The sequence below is a fragment of the Nguyenibacter vanlangensis genome (assembly GCF_038719015.1).
GTDB lineage: Bacteria > Pseudomonadota > Alphaproteobacteria > Acetobacterales > Acetobacteraceae > Gluconacetobacter > Gluconacetobacter vanlangensis.
Genome location: NZ_CP152276.1, coordinates 1 through 16,985, shown reverse-complemented (window position 1 = coordinate 16,985; position 16,985 = coordinate 1). Strand labels below are relative to the sequence as shown.

Below are 16,985 nucleotides of genomic sequence, written 5' to 3'. Positions count from 1 at the left end.
AATGGCGCTCTTCCGCCGATCCACCGTCCGTTACGGCCGCACGCCGGAACCCGAAACGCCCTATCAGCGCGCTGCGCAGGCGTGGGACGATCGCATCGGCTCGGCCCGCGTGCAGGCGAAAAACTGGCGCCTGATGGCCTTCGGCTCGCTGGCGCTCTCGATGGGCCTCGCTGGCGGCCTCGTCTGGCAATCGACCCATGGCAGCATCGTCCCCTGGGTGGTCCAGGTCGACAAGCTGGGCCAAGCGCAAGCGGTCACGGCCGCCACGCCCGACTATACCCCTAGCGATCCCCAGATCGCCTGGTATCTCGCCCACTTCGTCGAGATGGTCCGCTCGCTGCCGGCCGATCCCATCATCGTGCGGCAGAACTGGCTCCAGGCCTACGACTTCACCAGCACCTCAGGATCCCAGGCGCTCAACGACTATGCCCGCGCGAACGACCCGTTCGGCAAGCTCGGCCATCAGCAGATCGCCATCGACGTCTCGAGCGTCATCCGCGCCTCGCCGTCGAGCTTCCGCGTCGAGTGGGTCGAGCACCGCTACCAGGACGGCGCGCTCGCCGACAACTCGCGCTGGACCGCGATCCTCACCGTCGCGATCCAAACGCCAACCTCCGCCGACGTGCTCCGCAAGAACCCGCTCGGCATCTACGTCACCGCCATCAACTGGTCGAAGGAGCTGGGACAATGACCCCGCCGATTTCCATGGAAGCCGGCGGTCCGGCTTCACGTCTTTCAGTCTCTCAGCAGAAGCGGGAAGGAGGCATTGCGCCTTTCCGTAAAGCCGGCCTTGCGGCTTTGCTGCTCTCCGTCTCAGCGCTCGGCGGCTGCGCGCATAAGTTCATCCCGCCGGACATCAACTACGACAGCGCCGTGCCGGCGAAGCTCACCGTCGATCCGCCCGCGCCGGTCAAGATCGTCGAGCTGCCGAAGCCCTTGCCGCTGCCCGGCCAGTTGAAGCCGCTCAACACGGGTAAGCCCGTCCCAGAAGCGCCCGATCCCGCCGTGCGCGTCAATCAGGCGAATGCGGCCGCTCGCATCCAGCCAGTCCGCAATGGCTTCATCAACGCCGTGCAGGTCTATCCCTATTCGGCGGGCGCGCTCTACCAGGCCTACACGGCGCCCGGCGAGATCACCGACATCGCCCTGCAGGAGGGCGAGCAGCTCGTTGGCACAGGTCCGGTCGCGGCCGGCGATACGGTGCGCTGGATCATCGGCGACACCGAAAGCGGCGCGGGTGCGACCAAGAAGGTCCATATCCTCGTGAAGCCCATCCGGCCCGAGCTGGTGACGAACCTCGTCATCAACACCGATCGTCGGACCTACCTGCTGGAGCTGCGCTCGACCGAGAAGACCTACATGGCCTCGGTCTCCTGGCAGTACCCGGAAGATCAGCTCATCGCGCTGCGCCAGCAGAATGCCGCAGCCGAGACGGCCGCGCCGATCGCCACCGGCGTCGACCTCGTCGCGATCAACTTCCGCTATGCGATCGAGGGCGATAGTCCCGCCTGGCGGCCGCTGCGCGCCTTCGACGATGGCCAGAAGGTCTTCATCGAGTTCCCGTCGGGCATCCGCCAGGGCGAGATGCCGCCGCTCTTCGTCATCGGTCCAGCCGGCGGCTCCGAGCTGGTGAATTACCGGGTCAGGCAGAACTACTACATCGTCGATCGCCTGTTCGCCGCGGCCGAGTTGCGCCTCGGCGATAAAGACAGCGAGCGGCGGGTCCGCATCGTCCGCACCGACGGAAGGCCGCGGTCATGACGGACGAGCCGGAAGAACAACAGCCGGCGCCCACGCCCGTCGTGCCGCCCGACCTCCGCCTTAGGGGCGAACGGCCACGCGTCACCCGTCTCTCGCGCAAGGTGCTGATCACGCTCGGCGGGATGTCCGCGCTCGCCGTGGCCGGCGCGCTCGGCTACGCGCTCCAGACCCACAACAAGGGACAGCCGGGGCAGGAGCTGCTCAGCACTCAGAACCGGCCCTCGGCCGAGGGCCTGGCCGGACTGCCGAAGGACTACACCGGACTGCCGCGCCAAGCCCCACCGCTCGGGCCGCCGCTGCCCGGCGATCTCGGCAAGCCGATCCTGAATACCGGCGCCGCATCGAACACAACCGCTCCGGCACCCACGCCCGATCCCGCGGCCCAGCGGCTTGCGCAGGAGACCGAGGCAGCGCGCGTCAGTCGCCTCTTTGCTCAAACCAACCAGCAGCCGCAGCCGGTGAGCCTCGTCTCTCCGCCCGCGACTGCGACACAGAGCGGTCCGACGCCCACGCCGCCTGTTGACGCTGGCTCGGCGCAAAACATGCAGGATCGCAAGTCCGCCTTCTTGAACGCCACGCCGGACAAGCGCACCGTCAGTTCCGACCGGCTCGAAGCCAAGGCCTCACCCTATGTCGTGCAGGCCGGAACGGTGATCCCGGCGGCGCTCATCACCGGCATTCGATCCGACCTTCCCGGCCAGATCACCGCCCAGGTGACCGAGGCCGTCTACGACAGTCCGACCGGGCAGTTTCTCTTGATCCCGCAGGGTGCGAAGCTGATCGGCCAGTACGACAGCTCGGTCGCCTTCGGCCAGAGTCGCATCCTCCTGGTCTGGACGCGCATCATCATGCCGGACGGCAATTCCATCGTGCTCGAGCGCCAGCCTGGAGCCGACACGCAGGGCTATGCCGGGCTGGAGGATGAGATCGACAACCATTGGGGCATGCTGTTCAAGGCCGCCGTGCTCTCGACGCTGCTCAGCGTCGGCGCCGAGGCGGGCACGAGCCAGGATGAGAACAACTTGGTGCAGGCGATTCGCAGCGGCGCCTCCACCAGCATCAGCCAGACCGGCTCGCAGATCGTCCAGCGCCAACTCAACATCCAGCCGACGCTCACGATCCGTCCCGGCTTCCCCGTCCGGGTCATCGTGACGCGAGATCTGGTGTTGGCACCCTACGGACAAGGAGGAGCGCCATGACCAAGCTGAAACTCGGACCCCTCACAGAGGACAAGCCCGTCAAAGTCAGTGTTGAACTTCCCGCTGGAGTCCACCGCGATCTCGTCGCCTATGCTGAGACGCTTGGCAGGACAACAGGTCAAGCTGTGCCCGATCCGGTGAGATTGATTGTCCCGATGATCACGCGATTCATGGCGACCGATCGAGCGTTCACCAAGGCTCGGCGCGACCAGAGTCAGATCAGGGGCTGATCGGCGGAAAGATCAGGATAGCGTTCGCGTAGCATCTCCAAGAACGTAGACAGGGACGGATTGCTGTTTGCTTGCCGCCAATAGGCCCGGAAAGTGAAGCGCATCGGTCCGTCCAAATCATGCACCTCGCGAAAGCTCACGCGGCTTTGGGCGGATCCGATCGCCCCTTCGAGCGCCAGCAGAAGACCCCAGCCGAGGCTGACCAACGTTAGCAGGCGGTCGAGGCTTACGTCGTGTCGAAAGAGGCGCAACGAGTCGGACGCGCCTCCCTTGCTGCGTAGAAGCTTGTTGAACTCCGGTCCTGGGCCACGTGACGGTAACAGCAGTGGCTCCCGCTTCAGATCGTGCCAATGCACGACCTCCTGGTCATTGAACGGGTGAGTGTCGGGCACCGCCACGACCACGCGCTCGCTCCAGACCGACAATGACCTGTCTTGCCAGCTCGGTTCGCTCTCAGCCACGAATGCGACATCAATCGTTGCATCGGCGAGGTCAGAAATTAGGTGTTCACCTGAACCGTCGACCAGTTGAGCTTCCACTTCCGGGAAACGCCGTCTGTATTCGATCAGCGTCGCCCGTAAATTGCCCGCGGCCAGGGAGGTATGAACCCCGATCGTCAACCGGCCACTCTCACCGCGCGATCGGGTCTTCAACCGGACAGTGATCGCATTCACTTCTTCGATGATGCGTTTCGCCGCTTCGAGAAACTCTTGGCCTTCGACGGTTGGTCGCGTTCCACCGTTGGTGCGCTCGAAGAGCACTGACCCGAGGCAATATTCGAGATCTCGCAAGCGACGGCTAAGAGTGGACTGACGAATATTGATGGCTTCTGCTGCCTGTCTTAGGCTGCGATGCTGAGACGTAATGACTGCCAATCTCAAATCTCGAAACTCGACGAGGTCCGTCGAGGCTCGTGCCGGAACTTCCGCATCAACATCTGTCAGGCGAAGTGAGAAAGTGACCCCCTGTCGCAATGAGGAACTGACCCCCCTTCGTTTTTGAAAGGGGCACCGATGACGGAAGAAAAGAGCATGATTTCCGCATTGTCTGGAACGATGCGGGGAACGGGGATGCTGCAACCCGAGGAGGTTGCCGCGATGATGCGGCTGCACGGGCTTGGCTGGGGAGCCAAGCGGCTGGCGCGGGAGTTTGGCTGTTCGCGGAACACGGCGCGACGATATGTCCGTGCTGGCGGGGCGATCGCGTATCGGCAGCCTGAGCGGCGGTCGGCGTTCGATGGTCTGGACGATTGGCTTCGGGAGCGGTTCTTCCGGCACGACGGCAATGCCGACGTGATCCGCCAGGAACTGGCGAGCGAGCATGGGATCGTCATTGGGCTTCGCTCGGTCGAGTTGAAGGTCCGGCCGTGGCGGCGGGAGTTATTGGCCCGGAAGCGGGCGACGGTTCGCTTCGAGACGCCGCCTGGGCGGCAGTTGCAGATCGATTTCGGCGAGACGCGGGTGTGGATCGGCGATGAGCGGCTGCGGGTGTATCTGTTCGTGGCGACGCTCGGCTATTCGCGCCGCCTGCATATCCGCGCGTCGCTGAGGCAGGGACAGGCGGACTGGTTCGCGGGCATGGAGGGCGCATTCCTGCGGTTCGGCGGGGTTCCGGCGGAGATCCTGCTCGATAATGCCAAAGCTCTGGTCGAGCATCACGACGCGACGACGCGGGAGGTTCGTTTCAATGGGCGGCTGCACGCCTTTGCGCGGTATTGGGGCTTTGCGCCGCGTGCCTGCGCGCCGTATCGCGCCCGGACCAAGGGCAAGGACGAGCGCGGGGTCGGCTACGTCAAGAAGAACGCGGTCGCGGGACGGCGTTTCGCGAACTGGGCGATGTTCGAGGCGCATCTTGACCAATGGACGCGCGAGATTGCCGACCGGCGCGTGCATGGCACGACGGGCGTTGCACCGTCGGAGCGTTTCGCCGGCGAGGCCGAGGCCCTGCGCCCGCTCGGTGGACGCGCGCCGTTCGGCCAGTTGCGCGATCTGGTGCGCAAGGTTCAGGCCGATTGCGCGATCGACCTGGACACCAACAGCTACTCCGTGCCGTGGCGGCTGATCGGCGAGAGCGTCCAGATTGTGGTGCTGGGCGGACGCGTCGTCGTGCGTCATGCCGGGCAGGTCGTGGCGGATCATCCGCTTTGCGCGGGACGCCGGCAGCGGATCGTCGATCGCTCCCATCTCGCCGGCGTGGTCGGCGGACCGGCCGCGAACGGCCCATCACTTGCCGGGCTACCGACCCTGTTGCCCGACCTGCTCCGGCCGCTGGCCGAATATGAGGCTGTCGCGGGAGGGGCCTGGTGATGGCGGGCGTGGACCATGCGGCATTGGTCGGGATGCTGGACCGGCTCAAGCTGACGGCGATCCGCGACCAGCTGGACACGCTGCTCGACGAGGCGGCGCGCTCGGACATGACGTTACGCGAGGCACTGGCATTCCTGGTCGGGCGCGAGATCGCGCGACGCGACGAGCGCCGCATCGCCATGGCGAGCAAGATGGCGCAGTTCCCGTTCGTGCGGGAACTCGACGGCTTCGAGTTCGACGCCCAGCCGTCCCTCGATCCCCGGCAGGTCCGCGATCTGGCCGAGTGCCGCTGGGTCGCGCACGGCGATACGATCCTGCTGCTGGGGCCGCCGGGAACGGGGAAGACGCATCTGGCCGTGGCGCTCGGGCGCGAGGCGATCCGGCGAAACTACAGCGTGCAGTTCGTCACCGCCGCGACATTGGTCGCCATGCTGGCCAAGGCGCATGCGGACGGCGCGCTGGACAAGCAACTGGCGCTCCTATCGCGACCGAAGCTGCTGATCATCGACGAACTGGGCTATCTGCCGTTCGAAGCCAACGCCGCGCATCTGTTTTTCCAGCTCGTCTCAAGGCGCTACGAGCGCGGCTCGATCCTGCTGACCTCCAATCGCTCGGTCGGAGAATGGGGCGAGGTCTTCGGCGACCCGGTGGTGGCCACCGCCATCCTGGACCGCCTGCTGCACCATTCCACCGTGATCACCATCCGCGGCGACAGCTACCGTCTGCGGGAGAAACGACGCTCCGGCCTTCTGCAGAAGGCCGGAGCGTCCATCAGAGAAGCCGAGACAACCACTTCATGACGGGGTCAGTTCCTCGCTTCGCCAAAGGGGTCAGTTCTTCAATTCGTTTGACAACATCCTTAGTCCGCGGGGGCGGCTTGCTCTCACCCCCTGCCTGTGCGGCCCGCCGTCGCGCTGGCTCGCTATCAGACATCAGAGCCTATTGATTCGTTGAGGGTTGGGAAAAAAGGTTCAGCAAGCTGTAAGGAGCGCTTTCGTCGAAGCACAGCTTCAGGTTCTGCTCCGCCTCCGCGGCAGCGGATGCGCTTCTGCGAAACAACTCTGCCTCATAGGCGCGCAGCGCGGCTTTCATATCTCCAGCATTTGCAGCTATGGCTTTGCCGAGTTCAGCGCCATCCAACATCGCGAGGTTTGCCCCTTCCCCCGCGAAGGGCGACATCAGGTGTGCTGCATCGCCGAGGAGAGTAACGCCAGGGACTCGGCCCCAGGTGTGATCGATCGGAAGCGCATAAATCTTGCGCGGTATGGGGTCAGTCTCGCCATCGGTAATGAGCGCTGTCAGTTCAGGAGCCCATCCCTCGAATTCCTCCGCGACCCGCGCCAAAGCGGTGCTCGCATCCGAGAAATCGATACAGTTCAGCCAGTCTTCTGGTTTGTTCAACGCCACATAGGTGTGCAGCACACCATTCGCCTCACGGTGAGCGAGGATTCCCTTCTCCGGAGCAAGTGCGAACAAGGCGCCGGCGCCAACTGCTTCGGCGCTGGCCGTGTGACGGATGTCGGCGTCGAACAGGTAGGTTTCGATGAATGAAGTTCCGACGTAGGCCGGTCTCGCCTCAGAAAGAAGCGGCCGAATTTTCGACCAGGCGCCATCGGCGCCCACCAGCATGTCGCTTTCTACCGTCCGGCCATCGCTGAAAGTCAGCAGATGCCGTCCGTTCCCAAGCGAGGACACCGACGCGAGCCTATGTCCCCATCGGATTGTGTCGGCTGGAAGCGAGTTGAGCAGGAGCCGCCGCAAGTCCCCCCGCTGAACCTCGGGGCGGTTACCTGTCCCGTCATCGGGTTCATCCAGCAAGACGGTCCCGTGCTTATCGAGCACACGCGTCGCCTCGCCACCAGCGTGGATGATCGCGGTGAATTCATCGAAAAGGCCCGCGGCCTTGAGCGCGACCTGACCGTTGTAGTCGTGAATATCGAGTTGGCCGCCCTGCGCCCTCACGTCGGGCGAGACCTCCGCCTCGTAGATCGTCGAAGCGATACCGTGAACGTGGAGAACGCGAGCGAGCATGAGGCCGCCGAGTCCGGCGCCTATAATCGTGATGGGAGTATTCATGCGCCCTCCATGGGCCAGAGCTTCAATCGCTGAATAACTTCAACCATCGCCTGTGCGAGGCGCTTCGACCCGTTCACGCTGGGATGCGTATCGTCGGGGGCCGCGTATTTGGCCGCGAGGCGAGAGGGATCTGATTCAGAGCGAACCGCAGCATCAAAGTCGACGACTACGTGGCCCGACGCCCGAATCCACGCGTTCAATGCGAGGCGCATGTCTTCTCGTTCGGGTTCAGCCAGCAGTTCGGGTGCGAGTGGCGTCACGGTTGCGAGGATGACCTGCAGTCCTGCTGCCTGGGCGCGGCCGATGAGTTCCTGATATCCCGCGATCAATTGATCGACTGAAGGCATTTCAGCCATGGGCGTAATTCGACCCGGAAGGCCCCAATCGTTGCTGTTATAGGCGATTACCAGATGCGTGGCGCCGGCGGTTCCGAGCACATCCTCATCGAAACGAGACAATCCCGACCGCCCCCACGAAGGCGTCGACGGTGGTGCATCCAGACGAATGCGGTTGCCCGCAATACCCCGATTTACGACGGCGATTTTTGCGTCGGCCGGAAGGAAGGCCGCCGTGTACTGCGGCCACCCCATGGCTGTGCTCGAACCCCCGAGGGCCACAATCACCGCCTTGGCCTCAACCCCGGCGACCTCGATCGTCCGCAGAAATGGACCTCCCGGAGGCAGCGACCAGCCTGTTCCATCAGGCTCGTCCTCCGCCCCGGTATTCGCGGCCGGAAATTCTCGGGATTCATTGATGGTTTCCGGCGACCCGCCTTCAAGCGGGAACGGGCACGCGCCCACGAAGTCCCCGGGTGAAGATCGGCTAAACCTGAATCCCGCCACCGTAGTATAGGGTGTCGGCTCGGGGAGGTAGAGATCGACGACGATCTCGTCACTGTGGCGGACGGTCAAGCCGATGGGATCGGTCCACCGGGACGCGCCGGGCGGGATCTCAGTTGAGGAGAGCCCGTCAAACGCGACTTTGGAGAAACGGTCGCCGATCCCGATCGCACCTCGTCCGATCCGAACAGGCCCATCGCCGAAACGATTGCTCAGTTCCACGCGAACGCGGCTGCCGCCGAGGCTCGCCGGCACGGTCAGGCGAACCGTGACATTGGTGAAGCCTCGCTCGTCCGCCTCGCCCCGAAAGTCGGTGACGGCTTGCGTCCATGTTGCGTACCACGGTGTCGCTTCAGTCATGGATTTATCCTTTCTTCCGAGGCGTTCGCCGAGGCCGAAGGGACGTTTTGGTTCGCTCGTAATCACGGCTCTATCGAGTGTGTCGCCGCTGTCTCGATTGCTGCGATGACGCGGTGGAGCAAAACAGCATCGTCGAACGTCGGCGCTGTACGGGTGCCGTCGCGCAGATCACGTGCCATACGCGCATAGTTGCGCGCGACGTTTCCATGCGCGGGGTCCGACGGCAGGCCACCGAGATATGAAGCGGGAACCTCAAGCCGCTGAAAGGCTTTCTCGTCACCGCGTGCCGCCTCAATCGTGAGGGGCACGAGCTGGGCGTGTCCAAACGGACCCTTCACCCGGATATCTCCCTGCGTGCCGTTGATCTCCCACAACAGGCCCGCGCCGTCTCGCGGCATACCGCCGACGTAGTGGACGGAAATGGGCGCGCCGCTGACAAGGACGCCGCTAACCAGCACCTGGTCAGCGGTGGTGACGGGCAGCGTCTCGCCGGTTCCTGCGACGACCGCGGCCGTGCGACGGGTCGCCAATACCGACGACAACTGTGCGATTGGGCCCAGCACTTCTGTTAATCCGGCAAGTGTATGCCCGACCGGAATTGTGAGCATGGTTGCGCCACTGGCATTGTCGAGAAGGTAGGCGCCATTTTTCTTGTCCGGCACGATACCCCCCCAGCCGCCACCGCGAGCTACCAACGTCGTCGACAGCACCTCCCCGACGAAACCATCAACGATCAATTGCTTCAGATACTGGATCTCGGGCGCGACACGGGCCTGCGTGCCGACAACGCCCAGCACGCCTTTTGCCTTGGCGAGCGCTGCAATCTCCTCCGCCTCGGCAAGGCCGTTACCGAGCGGCCATTCGCAGTAGACGTGCTTGCCTGCCTCGATTGCCGCTTTGGCTATTTCGAAGTGATGCGACACCTTCACCGTGACGGCGACGATGTCCACCTCGGCATCCGCCACCAATTCGGCAACATTCGTATATGCTTTCGGCAGACCGATCTCAGCAGCGGCACGCTGGGCGCTTTCCAAGCTGGTGTTGGCGGCGCCCGCAATCTCGAAGCTGTCAGATAACGCTCTAAGAGCCGGCACGTGAGCGCGCGCGGCCCAACTCCTGCCCGGCTCGAGGCCTGCAATGCCGATACGGAAACGGCTCGCAGTCATTGCTTTGATCCTTCATGAACCGGCGCATTCGAACGGCGGCGACAGATGTGGAACGCCATTCCACGATGGAACAGAATTCCATTTCTGTCAACTTGGAACGGCATTCCATGTCTGCCATAAAGGGGGGATGGGCAAGACAACGCGCACCGCCAAACGGCGGCAGGAATCGCTCTCTCGCGAGCGTATCATCGAGGCGTCTATCGAAATCCTCGACAGCGACGGCGAGGAGGGCCTCACATTCCGCGCCCTGTCCGGCCGCCTAGCCACTGGCCCAGGAGCAATCTACTGGCACATCGACAGCAAGAGCGAACTGCTAACCGCTGCCTGTGACGCTATCGTCGCCCATGCGGTTGATGCGCCAGTGCTCGGGATGCCGCCGGAAGACGCCATCTGCACGCTCTCGCTGAGCTTGTTCGATGCAATCGACGCCCATCCGTGGGTTGGAGCGGCGCTCACACACGCTCCGGGGCAAATGCCCGTGGTTCGCATTCTTGAACGCATTGGCCAGCAAGTTCGCGCTCTTCACGTCAGGGATGGAGACGAGTGGCAGGCGGTATGTGCCCTGCTCAACTACATCGTGGGCGTCAGTCGTCAGAATGCTGCCAATGCGCAGTTCACGCGCGCGCGCGGTCTCTACAGGTCTACTCTCCTAGAGTCTCTGGCGATCACATGGTCTCAACTCGATCGGAAAGATTATCCATTTACGTGTGATGTTGCTGATCAGTTACCAGATCATGATGACCGCGCAGACTTTCTTGCGGGTATTAAGCTCCTTCTCAGTGGCCTTCGCTCGTCCACCTAGTCCGCGTGAGCGCGCGCCTGGACAGTGCGATGCGCAGCCGCCGTGTTCGCGAGCATCTATTTCGCTACGGGGTCAGATTGCATGCCGGTCCCCATCCAGTGCAAATCAGACCTGTGAGCAACCGGGGCAGCGGACCCGGCGGTACCGTCATGGCTGATCAGAATCGCGCCGAGCGCCACCACACAGCAGGCAACAATGCGCCAGGTCGTTAGCCGCTCGCTCAGAAAGATACGGCCGATCAGCGCGGCGAATACGACGCTGGTTTCACGGAGCGCCGATACCGATGCCATTGGCCCCCACGACATGGCAAAGATCACAATACCATAGGCAACGAGCGATACGATCCCGCCACCGGCGGCGATCGCCGTCTCTCGTCGATCGCGCATGAGGCTGCGCCAGTCGCGCAAGACCGCATAGACGGGCGGCGCCATCACGCCCCACAGCAGGCACATCCAGACCGTATAACCGATCGGCGAGCCGGACAGACGGACGCCGATGCCGTCGGTCACACTATAGGCAGCGATGAAGCATCCCGTTCCAAACGCGTAGGGAAGGCTGCCCCATCCGATTGTTCGCCCCTGTAAAGCGAGCGATACGATCCCTCCGGAAACGAGCATTACGCCGAAAGCGCCGATTGGATCGGGGAATTCGCCCGCGAACAGCATCGCTCCGATCGATACGAGAACTGGCGAGGAGCCGCGCGAGATCGGGTAGGTTTGCCCGAGATCTCCGCTCCGGTAAGTTCGCACCAAAAATAGATTGTAGCCGACATGGAGCAGCGCCGAGAGGAGCGCATATTCCCAGCTGGCTTTTGCCGGAGCTGGAACGAAGGGAGCCAACCCCGCGCAAACGATCGCGATCGCCACACACATTATCGTCATTGACCAGAGACGGTCAGAACCGGCGCGCAACAATGCATTCCAGCTCGCATGCAAGAGCGCGGCTAGCAGGACGATCAAGCTGATACCGATGGACATCTCGCCACCTAGCTACTGTTCGAGAGGTCTGGGTAGCGCTGACGGAGGACAGCCAGAAGGGCGCTAACGTCGGATTGCCATTCGCTTGGCGCCAGTAGGCCGCGGAGTTCAGTCGCGTCGGTCCATCTCCATTGTGGACCTCCTTGTACACGAGACCCTCGTGGCGAACGCCTAACGGCTGGCGCGATCCACCGCGCCAACCTCCTTGGCGAAGGCGAGCAGGAGCATGCCGAGCCGAGCTGGCTGCTCCTGTTGAATCCAGTGACCCGCACCATCGATCAGCTCAATTTCCCCCATCTTCGTCGTCGCCTTCGTCCTCATTAGATCGAGCGCGGCCGGCGCCGCATAGGTGCCCCAGTCGCTCCTGCCTCCGATGAAGAGCGACGGGACATCGATCTTCTTGCCCGAAAACAGCCGCAACTCAGCATTCAGGCCAGGATCGGAGACGACGCGATAAGCCTGCAGGGCGCCCTGAAACCCGGTGCGGCCATACTCGTCCGTGTAGACGCCCAGTTCCGGCTCGGTGAGCCATTTGCAGGCCTGGACCTCGGCGGCGGACGGTTCAAATGGGGCCACCGTCTCGGGCATCGTCTTACCGAGCTCCATGACGTAATAGGTTGGCATTTGCGCGAGGTCTGCGGCGGTTCGGCCCTTCAACGGATAGGGCTTGTTTCCCGGCCAGTCGGCGCTTTTGACGTAGAAAAACGCTCGAAGAAACCCGTGCAGACCTTGAGGCGGGTGCCATAGGTCATCGTTTGCCTGCCGTGCGCTCAGATATTGCTGATAATACTCTCTCGGCGGATCGAGCGCCGCCAGCGCGGCCGCCAGCTTTTGATTGTCGGTGTTCGGTCGAGCTGAGGGTTCTTCCTGCTCCGCAGTATCGAACGGAAATGTCGGCGGACCGGGAAACGGAGCGCTCATCAGCACCACCGAGGGAAAGACATCCGGTCGGGCGAGCGCGCAATAGGCCGCGACGGGCGAGCCGAAATCGTGCCCGACCAGCATCGCTATCCGTCGATACCCCAAGGCCGAAACCAGTCCGAGGACATCACGCGTCATGTTCAACAAGCTGAAGGGCTCCAACGGAGCGTCATAGCCGTCGACCCATCCGGTCGTGCGGCCATAGCCCCGCTGGTCGGGCGCCACGACATGGTACCCGGCATCGGCCAGGATCGGCATCACGTGTCGCCAGCCGTAAGCCAGATCCGGAAAGCCGTGCAGAAGCAGCGCGAGCGGCCGGCCAGGGCGTTCGTGACCGGCTTCGAGAATATGGACGTCGAGGCCGTTGACCCCACGGATCATGCGCGAGCGGATCTCTTTGGGAAGCGTTCCCCCGCCATATGGCTGCGTCGTCAAATCAGTTCCTCCCATAGGGTTTGCGCGGGCGGGCCGAAGCGACGCCGCAACCAGGCTGGCCGCCCCCATGGCCAGGACGGTGCGTCGGGACGGCGATGGCTTGGATTGATAGAGGGGCATCGCCAGGCTCCGAAATATGGCAATCGCCATAGTATGGTGATCACCATAGATGCGTCAAGCGAGGCGTGTTATATTGCCGGGATGACACGTAAGACTGACGCGCGCGCTCGTGCGATCGCCGCGGCCGAACGGCTGTTCCGCATCCAAGGCTATACCGCGACTGGATTGACCCAGATCCTGGAAGAAAGCGGCTCGCCTAAAGGGTCGTTCTACTTCCACTTTCCACGCGGCAAGGCCCAGCTCGCCGAAGAGGCAATCGATCATTACATCGCAGGCAGAATTGCGGTTTTGCGGAATATCTCCGCGGATACGACGGGAGATGCTGTGAGTTTTGTTCGACGGCTTTTCAGCGCATTCGCTGCCGAAATGGTCGCCGCCGATTTCCAGTATGGATGCCTCATGCAAAATCTGGCGAACGAGTTGCCCGCGATCGATGCCGAGCTCACCAAGCGGGTTGCGCGCGGATTCGTCGAATCGACCGAGATCATTGCCGAGCATTTCAGGGGGGGCGGCCTTGCTCCCGCGCGCGCATCCGCTACCGCCGCCGCACTGGTCGCAGCCCTCGAAGGCGCGCGAACGATCGCCCGTCTGGAACGCACGCCGGCCATATTCGAGGCGCTAGCGGATGTCAGTGCCCGGAAATGGGCTACCGCGGACGGGTGATCCGGGTCCATTAGCGCTCGTGGACAAAGCTTGACGGGGCTGAGTGGGATTGATTCAACGCTGCCATTTGGAGGCGGCGTTGGACGGGACGATCGGGGCGACGGATGCGGAGTGGGCGTTGATTGGCCCGCTACTTCCGGCTGAGGCAGGCCGGGGGCTGTCGGCCTGCGGGGGATAATCGCCGCTTTTTCGACGGCATGATGTGGATGGCGCGGACGGGAGCGCAATGGCGTCATCTTCCGCCCTGCTACGGCAAGTGGAACAGCGTGTTCCGGCGCTATCGCCGCTGGGTCGAACAGGGCGTGTTCGAGGCCCTGCTGGAAACCTTGGCTGAACTGGTCGGCCGCGACCGGTCGGCCGACATGATCGACAGCACGGTCGTGCGCGCCCATCACTGCGCTGCCGGGATAAAAAAGGCGCTGGCCCGGCCGAGGCGCTCGGCCGATCGCGCGGCGGCTTCTCGACCAAGCTCCACGCCCGCTGCGATGCACGCGGCCTCCCGCTCGCCTTCGTCTTGACGCCTGGACAGGCGCACGATCAGCAAGGCTTTGAACCGTTGTTCCGTGCCATCGGCGGTCGTCTCGATAGGCTTCTGGCGGATCGTGGCTATGACGCCGACCAGATCCGGGCCGACATCTCATACACCGGCGCGCGGCCCGTGATCCCCGCCAAACGCGGGAGACGAAACCCCGCCAGCCATGATCGGCATGCTTATAAGCTAAGAAACCGCATCGAGCGCATGTTCAACAAGCTCAAGAACTGGCGGCGTGTCGCCACTCGATACGACAAGACCGCACAATCTTATCTCGGCTTCGTCTCCATCGCCTCAGCCTTCCTCTGGACCACCTTTGTCCACGAACGCTAGTATGCGGCCGGCATGTGAGCGCGTTACTCTGCTGCTGGAAGACGTCTCCAGAAGGCCTCGACGGCAGTGCTACGACGCTGTCGGGGGCGGAAGATGCGGATCTCGATCGGCACGTCCCAGCCCTCGGCGGCTTTCATCAGGCGGCCGGATGCCAGGTCGCCCGCACAGAGGCTCATCGGCGCCCAGGCTATGCCCTTGCCATCTCGCGCCATCCTTAGAAGGACGCTGGCGAGATGCGAGCGGAACACCGGGCGAAGCTGAGCACCGCCACGTTCGATCACTTGGCACGCCGCAAGGATTCGCCCCATCCCGGAATGCTCGTCGAATTCAAGATAGGGAAGAAATTCGCCGTCCTTTCCCGGAAGCGGGAAAAGAGGCGTACCGCAGCTGTCCGGCACGCAGACCGGGATCAGCTGGTCATCGCCCAGCGAGACAGACCGAAAGTTGCCTTCATCGAGCCTGTGCCGCGCTGAAGGGTGGTGGTGACAAAGCAGCATGTCGGCAGTGCCCTCGAGCATGATGCGCTCGCAGGCCGCCATGTGGTCGGCAATGAGACTGACGGGCCCTAGCTCGCTTTCTTCCTCGAAACCGCGCAGCCAATCCGGGAAAAAAGTCACCGACAACGCATGGGTCGATGCGAAGCGCAACGTGCTCGTCTGCGCGGCGCCGAGTGCCCGCGCTTCGTCCCTGCCAAGCGCCAACCGGCGCAGCAGTTCTTCTGCGACGCTTCGGAAAGCAGCGCCGGCGGGCGTTAGGGCGATACGATGTGTATCCCTGTCGATCAACGTGGCATCGACCCATTCCTCCAGTGCCTTGATCCTGCGGCTGAAGGCGGGCTGGCTGAGGTTACGCGCCTGGGCGGCCCGCGAGAAATTGCCTTCCTCGGCTAGCTTGATGAAATCCTCCAACCAAGCCGTTTCCATTACTCGTCCGCCGCATAAATTGATTGATATCAGAGGTGGCCCCGGAAAATCGGACAGGATGATAGGCTATCCCGGACCTGGATAGGGACAGGGACTGATGGGCAAGGTTACGAGGAAACGGTATTCGGGCGAGTTCAAGTCGCGGGTGGCTCTTGAGGCGATCCGTGGCGAGCAGACGCTGGGGGAACTGGCGTCGAAGCACGGTGTGCATCAGACGATGATCGCCCAGTGGAAGCGCCAGGCGATCGAGGGCATGGCCGCGACCTTTTCGGGCAAGGCCGTTGCGGAGCCTGCGACGAGTGCAGCCGAGGTCGAAAAGCTTCATGCGAAGATCGGCCAGCTTTTGGTGGAACGGGATTTTTTGCGGGATGCCTCTGTTCGCTTGGGCGTGACCAGAGGCGGGAAATGATCGACCCGCAGCTTCCTCGCCTGTCGGTCGTCCGGCAATGTGCCCTTCTGAGGCTCAATCGATCGGGCGTGTATTATCAGTCTGCGCCAGAAAGCGCGTTCAACCTGATGCTGATGCGGCTGATCGACGAGCAGTTCATGGAAACGCCGTATTATGGCACCCGGCAGATGGCGCGGCACGTTCGTCGTTTGGGCCATGAGGTGGGTCGCAAGCGGATCGGACGGCTGATGGCCCGGATGGGGCTGGTTGCGATCTACCAGAAACCGCGCACGACGGTGCCCCACCCGGAGCATCGCACGTATCCCTATCTCCTACGGGACCTGACGATCGACCGACCCAATCAGGTCTGGTGTTCGGATATCACCTACATTCCGATGCGCCGGGGTTTTCTGTATCTGACGGCGATCATGGACTGGACGACGCGCAAGGTTCTGGCCTGGCGCCTGTCCAATACCATGGATGCGGACTTCTGCGTTGAGGCCCTGAAGGAGGCGTTGGCCCGCTACGGAAAGCCGGAGATTTTCAACACGGATCAGGGCAGCCAATTCACCACGCCGCGCTTCACTGAAGTGCTGCAGGAGCGGCAGATCCGCATCAGCATGGACGGGCGCGGCCGCTGGATGGACAACGTCTTCATCGAACGGCTCTGGCGGTCATTGAAATATGAATGCGTGTATCTCCACGCTTTCGAGACCGGCTCGGAACTCCGGGCCGGCCTGGCGAAATGGATTGGTCATTATAATGCCCAGCGCCCACACTCGGCGCTCACTGGATGCACGCCCGATGAGGCGTATCATGGATCCGCTCCGACACCGTTGCCGGGGTTAACCCCGGCAATGGTGTCGGTCAGCAACAGCGAGAAATTGGCAGCATAGCAACAACGGGCAATAGCTTATTTTACCTCACAATCTGTCCGAACGAATGGGGCCACCT

16 protein-coding genes and 1 pseudogene are annotated in these 16,985 nt (G+C 63.0%); 10 read left to right on the top strand and 7 right to left on the bottom strand.

Translation table 11 applies throughout. The annotated features are described in order from the left end of the window. The first annotated feature begins 1 nt into the window (after position 1). The 4 genes from trbF to AAC691_RS00070 are packed head-to-tail and all read left to right on the top strand — an operon-like array spanning position 2 to position 3,190. Positions 2-691: a conjugal transfer protein TrbF gene (gene trbF, locus AAC691_RS00085; RefSeq protein WP_207879527.1), complete on the top strand. Its 690-nt coding sequence runs from the start codon at positions 2-4 to the stop codon at positions 689-691. After that, entirely contained in the window at positions 688-1,761 is a 1,074-nt protein-coding gene (trbG, locus tag AAC691_RS00080) for a P-type conjugative transfer protein TrbG (protein WP_342628536.1), read from the top strand. Before trbF ends, trbG begins: the two co-directional genes overlap by 4 nt. Then, positions 1,758-2,960 (top strand): TrbI/VirB10 family protein, encoded by a 1,203-nt coding sequence (locus AAC691_RS00075; RefSeq protein ID WP_342628535.1) that lies wholly within the window; start codon positions 1,758-1,760, stop codon positions 2,958-2,960. The genes trbG and AAC691_RS00075 overlap by 4 nt, the downstream gene beginning before the upstream one ends. After that, positions 2,957-3,190 carry a DUF2274 domain-containing protein gene (locus AAC691_RS00070; RefSeq protein ID WP_207879520.1) on the top strand — a complete coding sequence of 78 codons (234 nt, stop codon included), beginning with the start codon at positions 2,957-2,959 and terminating at the stop codon, positions 3,188-3,190. The genes AAC691_RS00075 and AAC691_RS00070 overlap by 4 nt, the downstream gene beginning before the upstream one ends. Here AAC691_RS00070 and AAC691_RS00065 read toward each other — a convergent pair. Further along, the gene (locus AAC691_RS00065; protein WP_342628534.1) at positions 3,175-4,302 is read right to left on the bottom strand and encodes a LysR family transcriptional regulator; all 1,128 of its coding nucleotides are present in this window, start codon (positions 4,300-4,302) and stop codon (positions 3,175-3,177) included. The genes AAC691_RS00070 and AAC691_RS00065 overlap by 16 nt on opposite strands. Here AAC691_RS00065 and istA point away from each other — a divergent pair. Together istA and istB are read left to right on the top strand one after the other, a co-directional pair. Next, the gene (gene istA / locus AAC691_RS00060; RefSeq protein ID WP_342628533.1) at positions 4,204-5,496 is read left to right on the top strand and encodes an IS21 family transposase; all 1,293 of its coding nucleotides are present in this window, start codon (positions 4,204-4,206) and stop codon (positions 5,494-5,496) included. The genes AAC691_RS00065 and istA overlap by 99 nt on opposite strands. Beyond that, positions 5,496-6,296, top strand: coding sequence for an IS21-like element helper ATPase IstB (gene istB / locus AAC691_RS00055; protein ID WP_342626975.1), 801 nt, complete (start codon positions 5,496-5,498; stop codon positions 6,294-6,296). Before istA ends, istB begins: the two co-directional genes overlap by 1 nt. 139 nt (positions 6,297-6,435) lie before the next feature. On the opposite strand, the gene AAC691_RS00050 is transcribed toward istB, so the two are convergent. The 3 genes from AAC691_RS00050 to AAC691_RS00040 all read right to left on the bottom strand — a co-directional run bounded on the left by AAC691_RS00050 (position 6,436) and on the right by AAC691_RS00040 (position 9,937). Beyond that, positions 6,436-7,572, bottom strand: a complete 1,137-nt coding sequence (locus tag AAC691_RS00050) for an NAD(P)/FAD-dependent oxidoreductase (protein ID WP_342628532.1) — start codon at positions 7,570-7,572, stop codon at positions 6,436-6,438. Next, positions 7,569-8,771, bottom strand: a complete 1,203-nt coding sequence (locus AAC691_RS00045) for a GDSL-type esterase/lipase family protein (RefSeq protein ID WP_342628531.1) — start codon at positions 8,769-8,771, stop codon at positions 7,569-7,571. Before AAC691_RS00045 ends, AAC691_RS00050 begins: the two co-directional genes overlap by 4 nt. Positions 8,772-8,833: 62 nt before the next feature. After that, positions 8,834-9,937, bottom strand: coding sequence for a Gfo/Idh/MocA family oxidoreductase (locus AAC691_RS00040; protein WP_342628530.1), 1,104 nt, complete (start codon positions 9,935-9,937; stop codon positions 8,834-8,836). Between the two features lie 127 nt (positions 9,938-10,064). On the opposite strand from AAC691_RS00040, the gene AAC691_RS00035 reads away from it, so the two are divergent. After that, positions 10,065-10,739 (top strand): TetR family transcriptional regulator, encoded by a 675-nt coding sequence (locus AAC691_RS00035; protein WP_342628529.1) that lies wholly within the window; start codon positions 10,065-10,067, stop codon positions 10,737-10,739. 56 nt (positions 10,740-10,795) lie between these two features. Here the strand turns inward: AAC691_RS00035 and AAC691_RS00030 are convergent, their stop codons facing one another. Further along, positions 10,796-11,716: a DMT family transporter gene (locus AAC691_RS00030; RefSeq protein WP_342628528.1), complete on the bottom strand. Its 921-nt coding sequence runs from the start codon at positions 11,714-11,716 to the stop codon at positions 10,796-10,798. A 171-nt stretch (positions 11,717-11,887) separates the two neighbouring features. Next, positions 11,888-13,192, bottom strand: coding sequence for an alpha/beta hydrolase (locus tag AAC691_RS00025; protein WP_342628527.1), 1,305 nt, complete (start codon positions 13,190-13,192; stop codon positions 11,888-11,890). A gap of 33 nt (positions 13,193-13,225) precedes the next feature. Here AAC691_RS00025 and AAC691_RS00020 point away from each other — a divergent pair, with 33 nt between their 5' ends. Together AAC691_RS00020 and AAC691_RS00015 are read left to right on the top strand one after the other, a co-directional pair. Continuing rightward, positions 13,226-13,855 carry a TetR/AcrR family transcriptional regulator gene (locus AAC691_RS00020; protein WP_342628526.1) on the top strand — a complete coding sequence of 210 codons (630 nt, stop codon included), beginning with the start codon at positions 13,226-13,228 and terminating at the stop codon, positions 13,853-13,855. Positions 13,856-13,934: 79 nt separating this feature from the next. After that, positions 13,935-14,720: pseudogene (locus tag AAC691_RS00015) on the top strand (IS5 family transposase). A 23-nt stretch (positions 14,721-14,743) separates the two neighbouring features. On the opposite strand, the gene AAC691_RS00010 reads toward AAC691_RS00015, so the two are convergent. Then, complete coding sequence (locus AAC691_RS00010) at positions 14,744-15,628, bottom strand: LysR substrate-binding domain-containing protein (protein ID WP_342628524.1); 885 nt, start codon at positions 15,626-15,628, stop codon at positions 14,744-14,746. Positions 15,629-15,740: 112 nt separating this feature from the next. Between AAC691_RS00010 and AAC691_RS00005 the strand changes: the two genes are divergently transcribed. Further along, positions 15,741-16,927, top strand: a protein-coding gene (locus tag AAC691_RS00005; protein ID WP_342628462.1) for an IS3 family transposase whose coding sequence is annotated in 2 segments (ribosomal slippage) — positions 15,741-16,011 and positions 16,011-16,927 — 1,188 coding nt in all. Because the reading frame shifts where the segments join, the coding sequence is not laid out codon by codon here. Positions 16,928-16,985 lie beyond the last annotated feature (58 nt).

Excerpts from the sequence above, each read along its gene's own strand:
- AAC691_RS00035 (WP_342628529.1), top strand. The coding sequence starts at position 10,065 with ATGGGCAAGACAACGCGCACCGCCAAACGGCGGCAGGAATCGCTCTCT.
- AAC691_RS00075 (WP_342628535.1), top strand. The coding sequence starts at position 1,758 with ATGACGGACGAGCCGGAAGAACAACAGCCGGCGCCCACGCCCGTCGTG.
- AAC691_RS00030 (WP_342628528.1), bottom strand. The coding sequence starts at position 11,716 with ATGTCCATCGGTATCAGCTTGATCGTCCTGCTAGCCGCGCTCTTGCAT.
- AAC691_RS00045 (WP_342628531.1), bottom strand. The coding sequence starts at position 8,771 with ATGACTGAAGCGACACCGTGGTACGCAACATGGACGCAAGCCGTCACC.
- istA (WP_342628533.1), top strand. The coding sequence starts at position 4,204 with ATGACGGAAGAAAAGAGCATGATTTCCGCATTGTCTGGAACGATGCGG.
- AAC691_RS00070 (WP_207879520.1), top strand. The coding sequence starts at position 2,957 with ATGACCAAGCTGAAACTCGGACCCCTCACAGAGGACAAGCCCGTCAAA.
- istB (WP_342626975.1), top strand. The coding sequence starts at position 5,496 with ATGGCGGGCGTGGACCATGCGGCATTGGTCGGGATGCTGGACCGGCTC.
- AAC691_RS00020 (WP_342628526.1), top strand. The coding sequence starts at position 13,226 with ATGGTGATCACCATAGATGCGTCAAGCGAGGCGTGTTATATTGCCGGG.
- trbG (WP_342628536.1), top strand. The coding sequence starts at position 688 with ATGACCCCGCCGATTTCCATGGAAGCCGGCGGTCCGGCTTCACGTCTT.
- AAC691_RS00040 (WP_342628530.1), bottom strand. The coding sequence starts at position 9,937 with ATGACTGCGAGCCGTTTCCGTATCGGCATTGCAGGCCTCGAGCCGGGC.
- AAC691_RS00025 (WP_342628527.1), bottom strand. The coding sequence starts at position 13,192 with ATGCCCCTCTATCAATCCAAGCCATCGCCGTCCCGACGCACCGTCCTG.
- trbF (WP_207879527.1), top strand. The coding sequence starts at position 2 with ATGGCGCTCTTCCGCCGATCCACCGTCCGTTACGGCCGCACGCCGGAA.
- AAC691_RS00050 (WP_342628532.1), bottom strand. The coding sequence starts at position 7,572 with ATGAATACTCCCATCACGATTATAGGCGCCGGACTCGGCGGCCTCATG.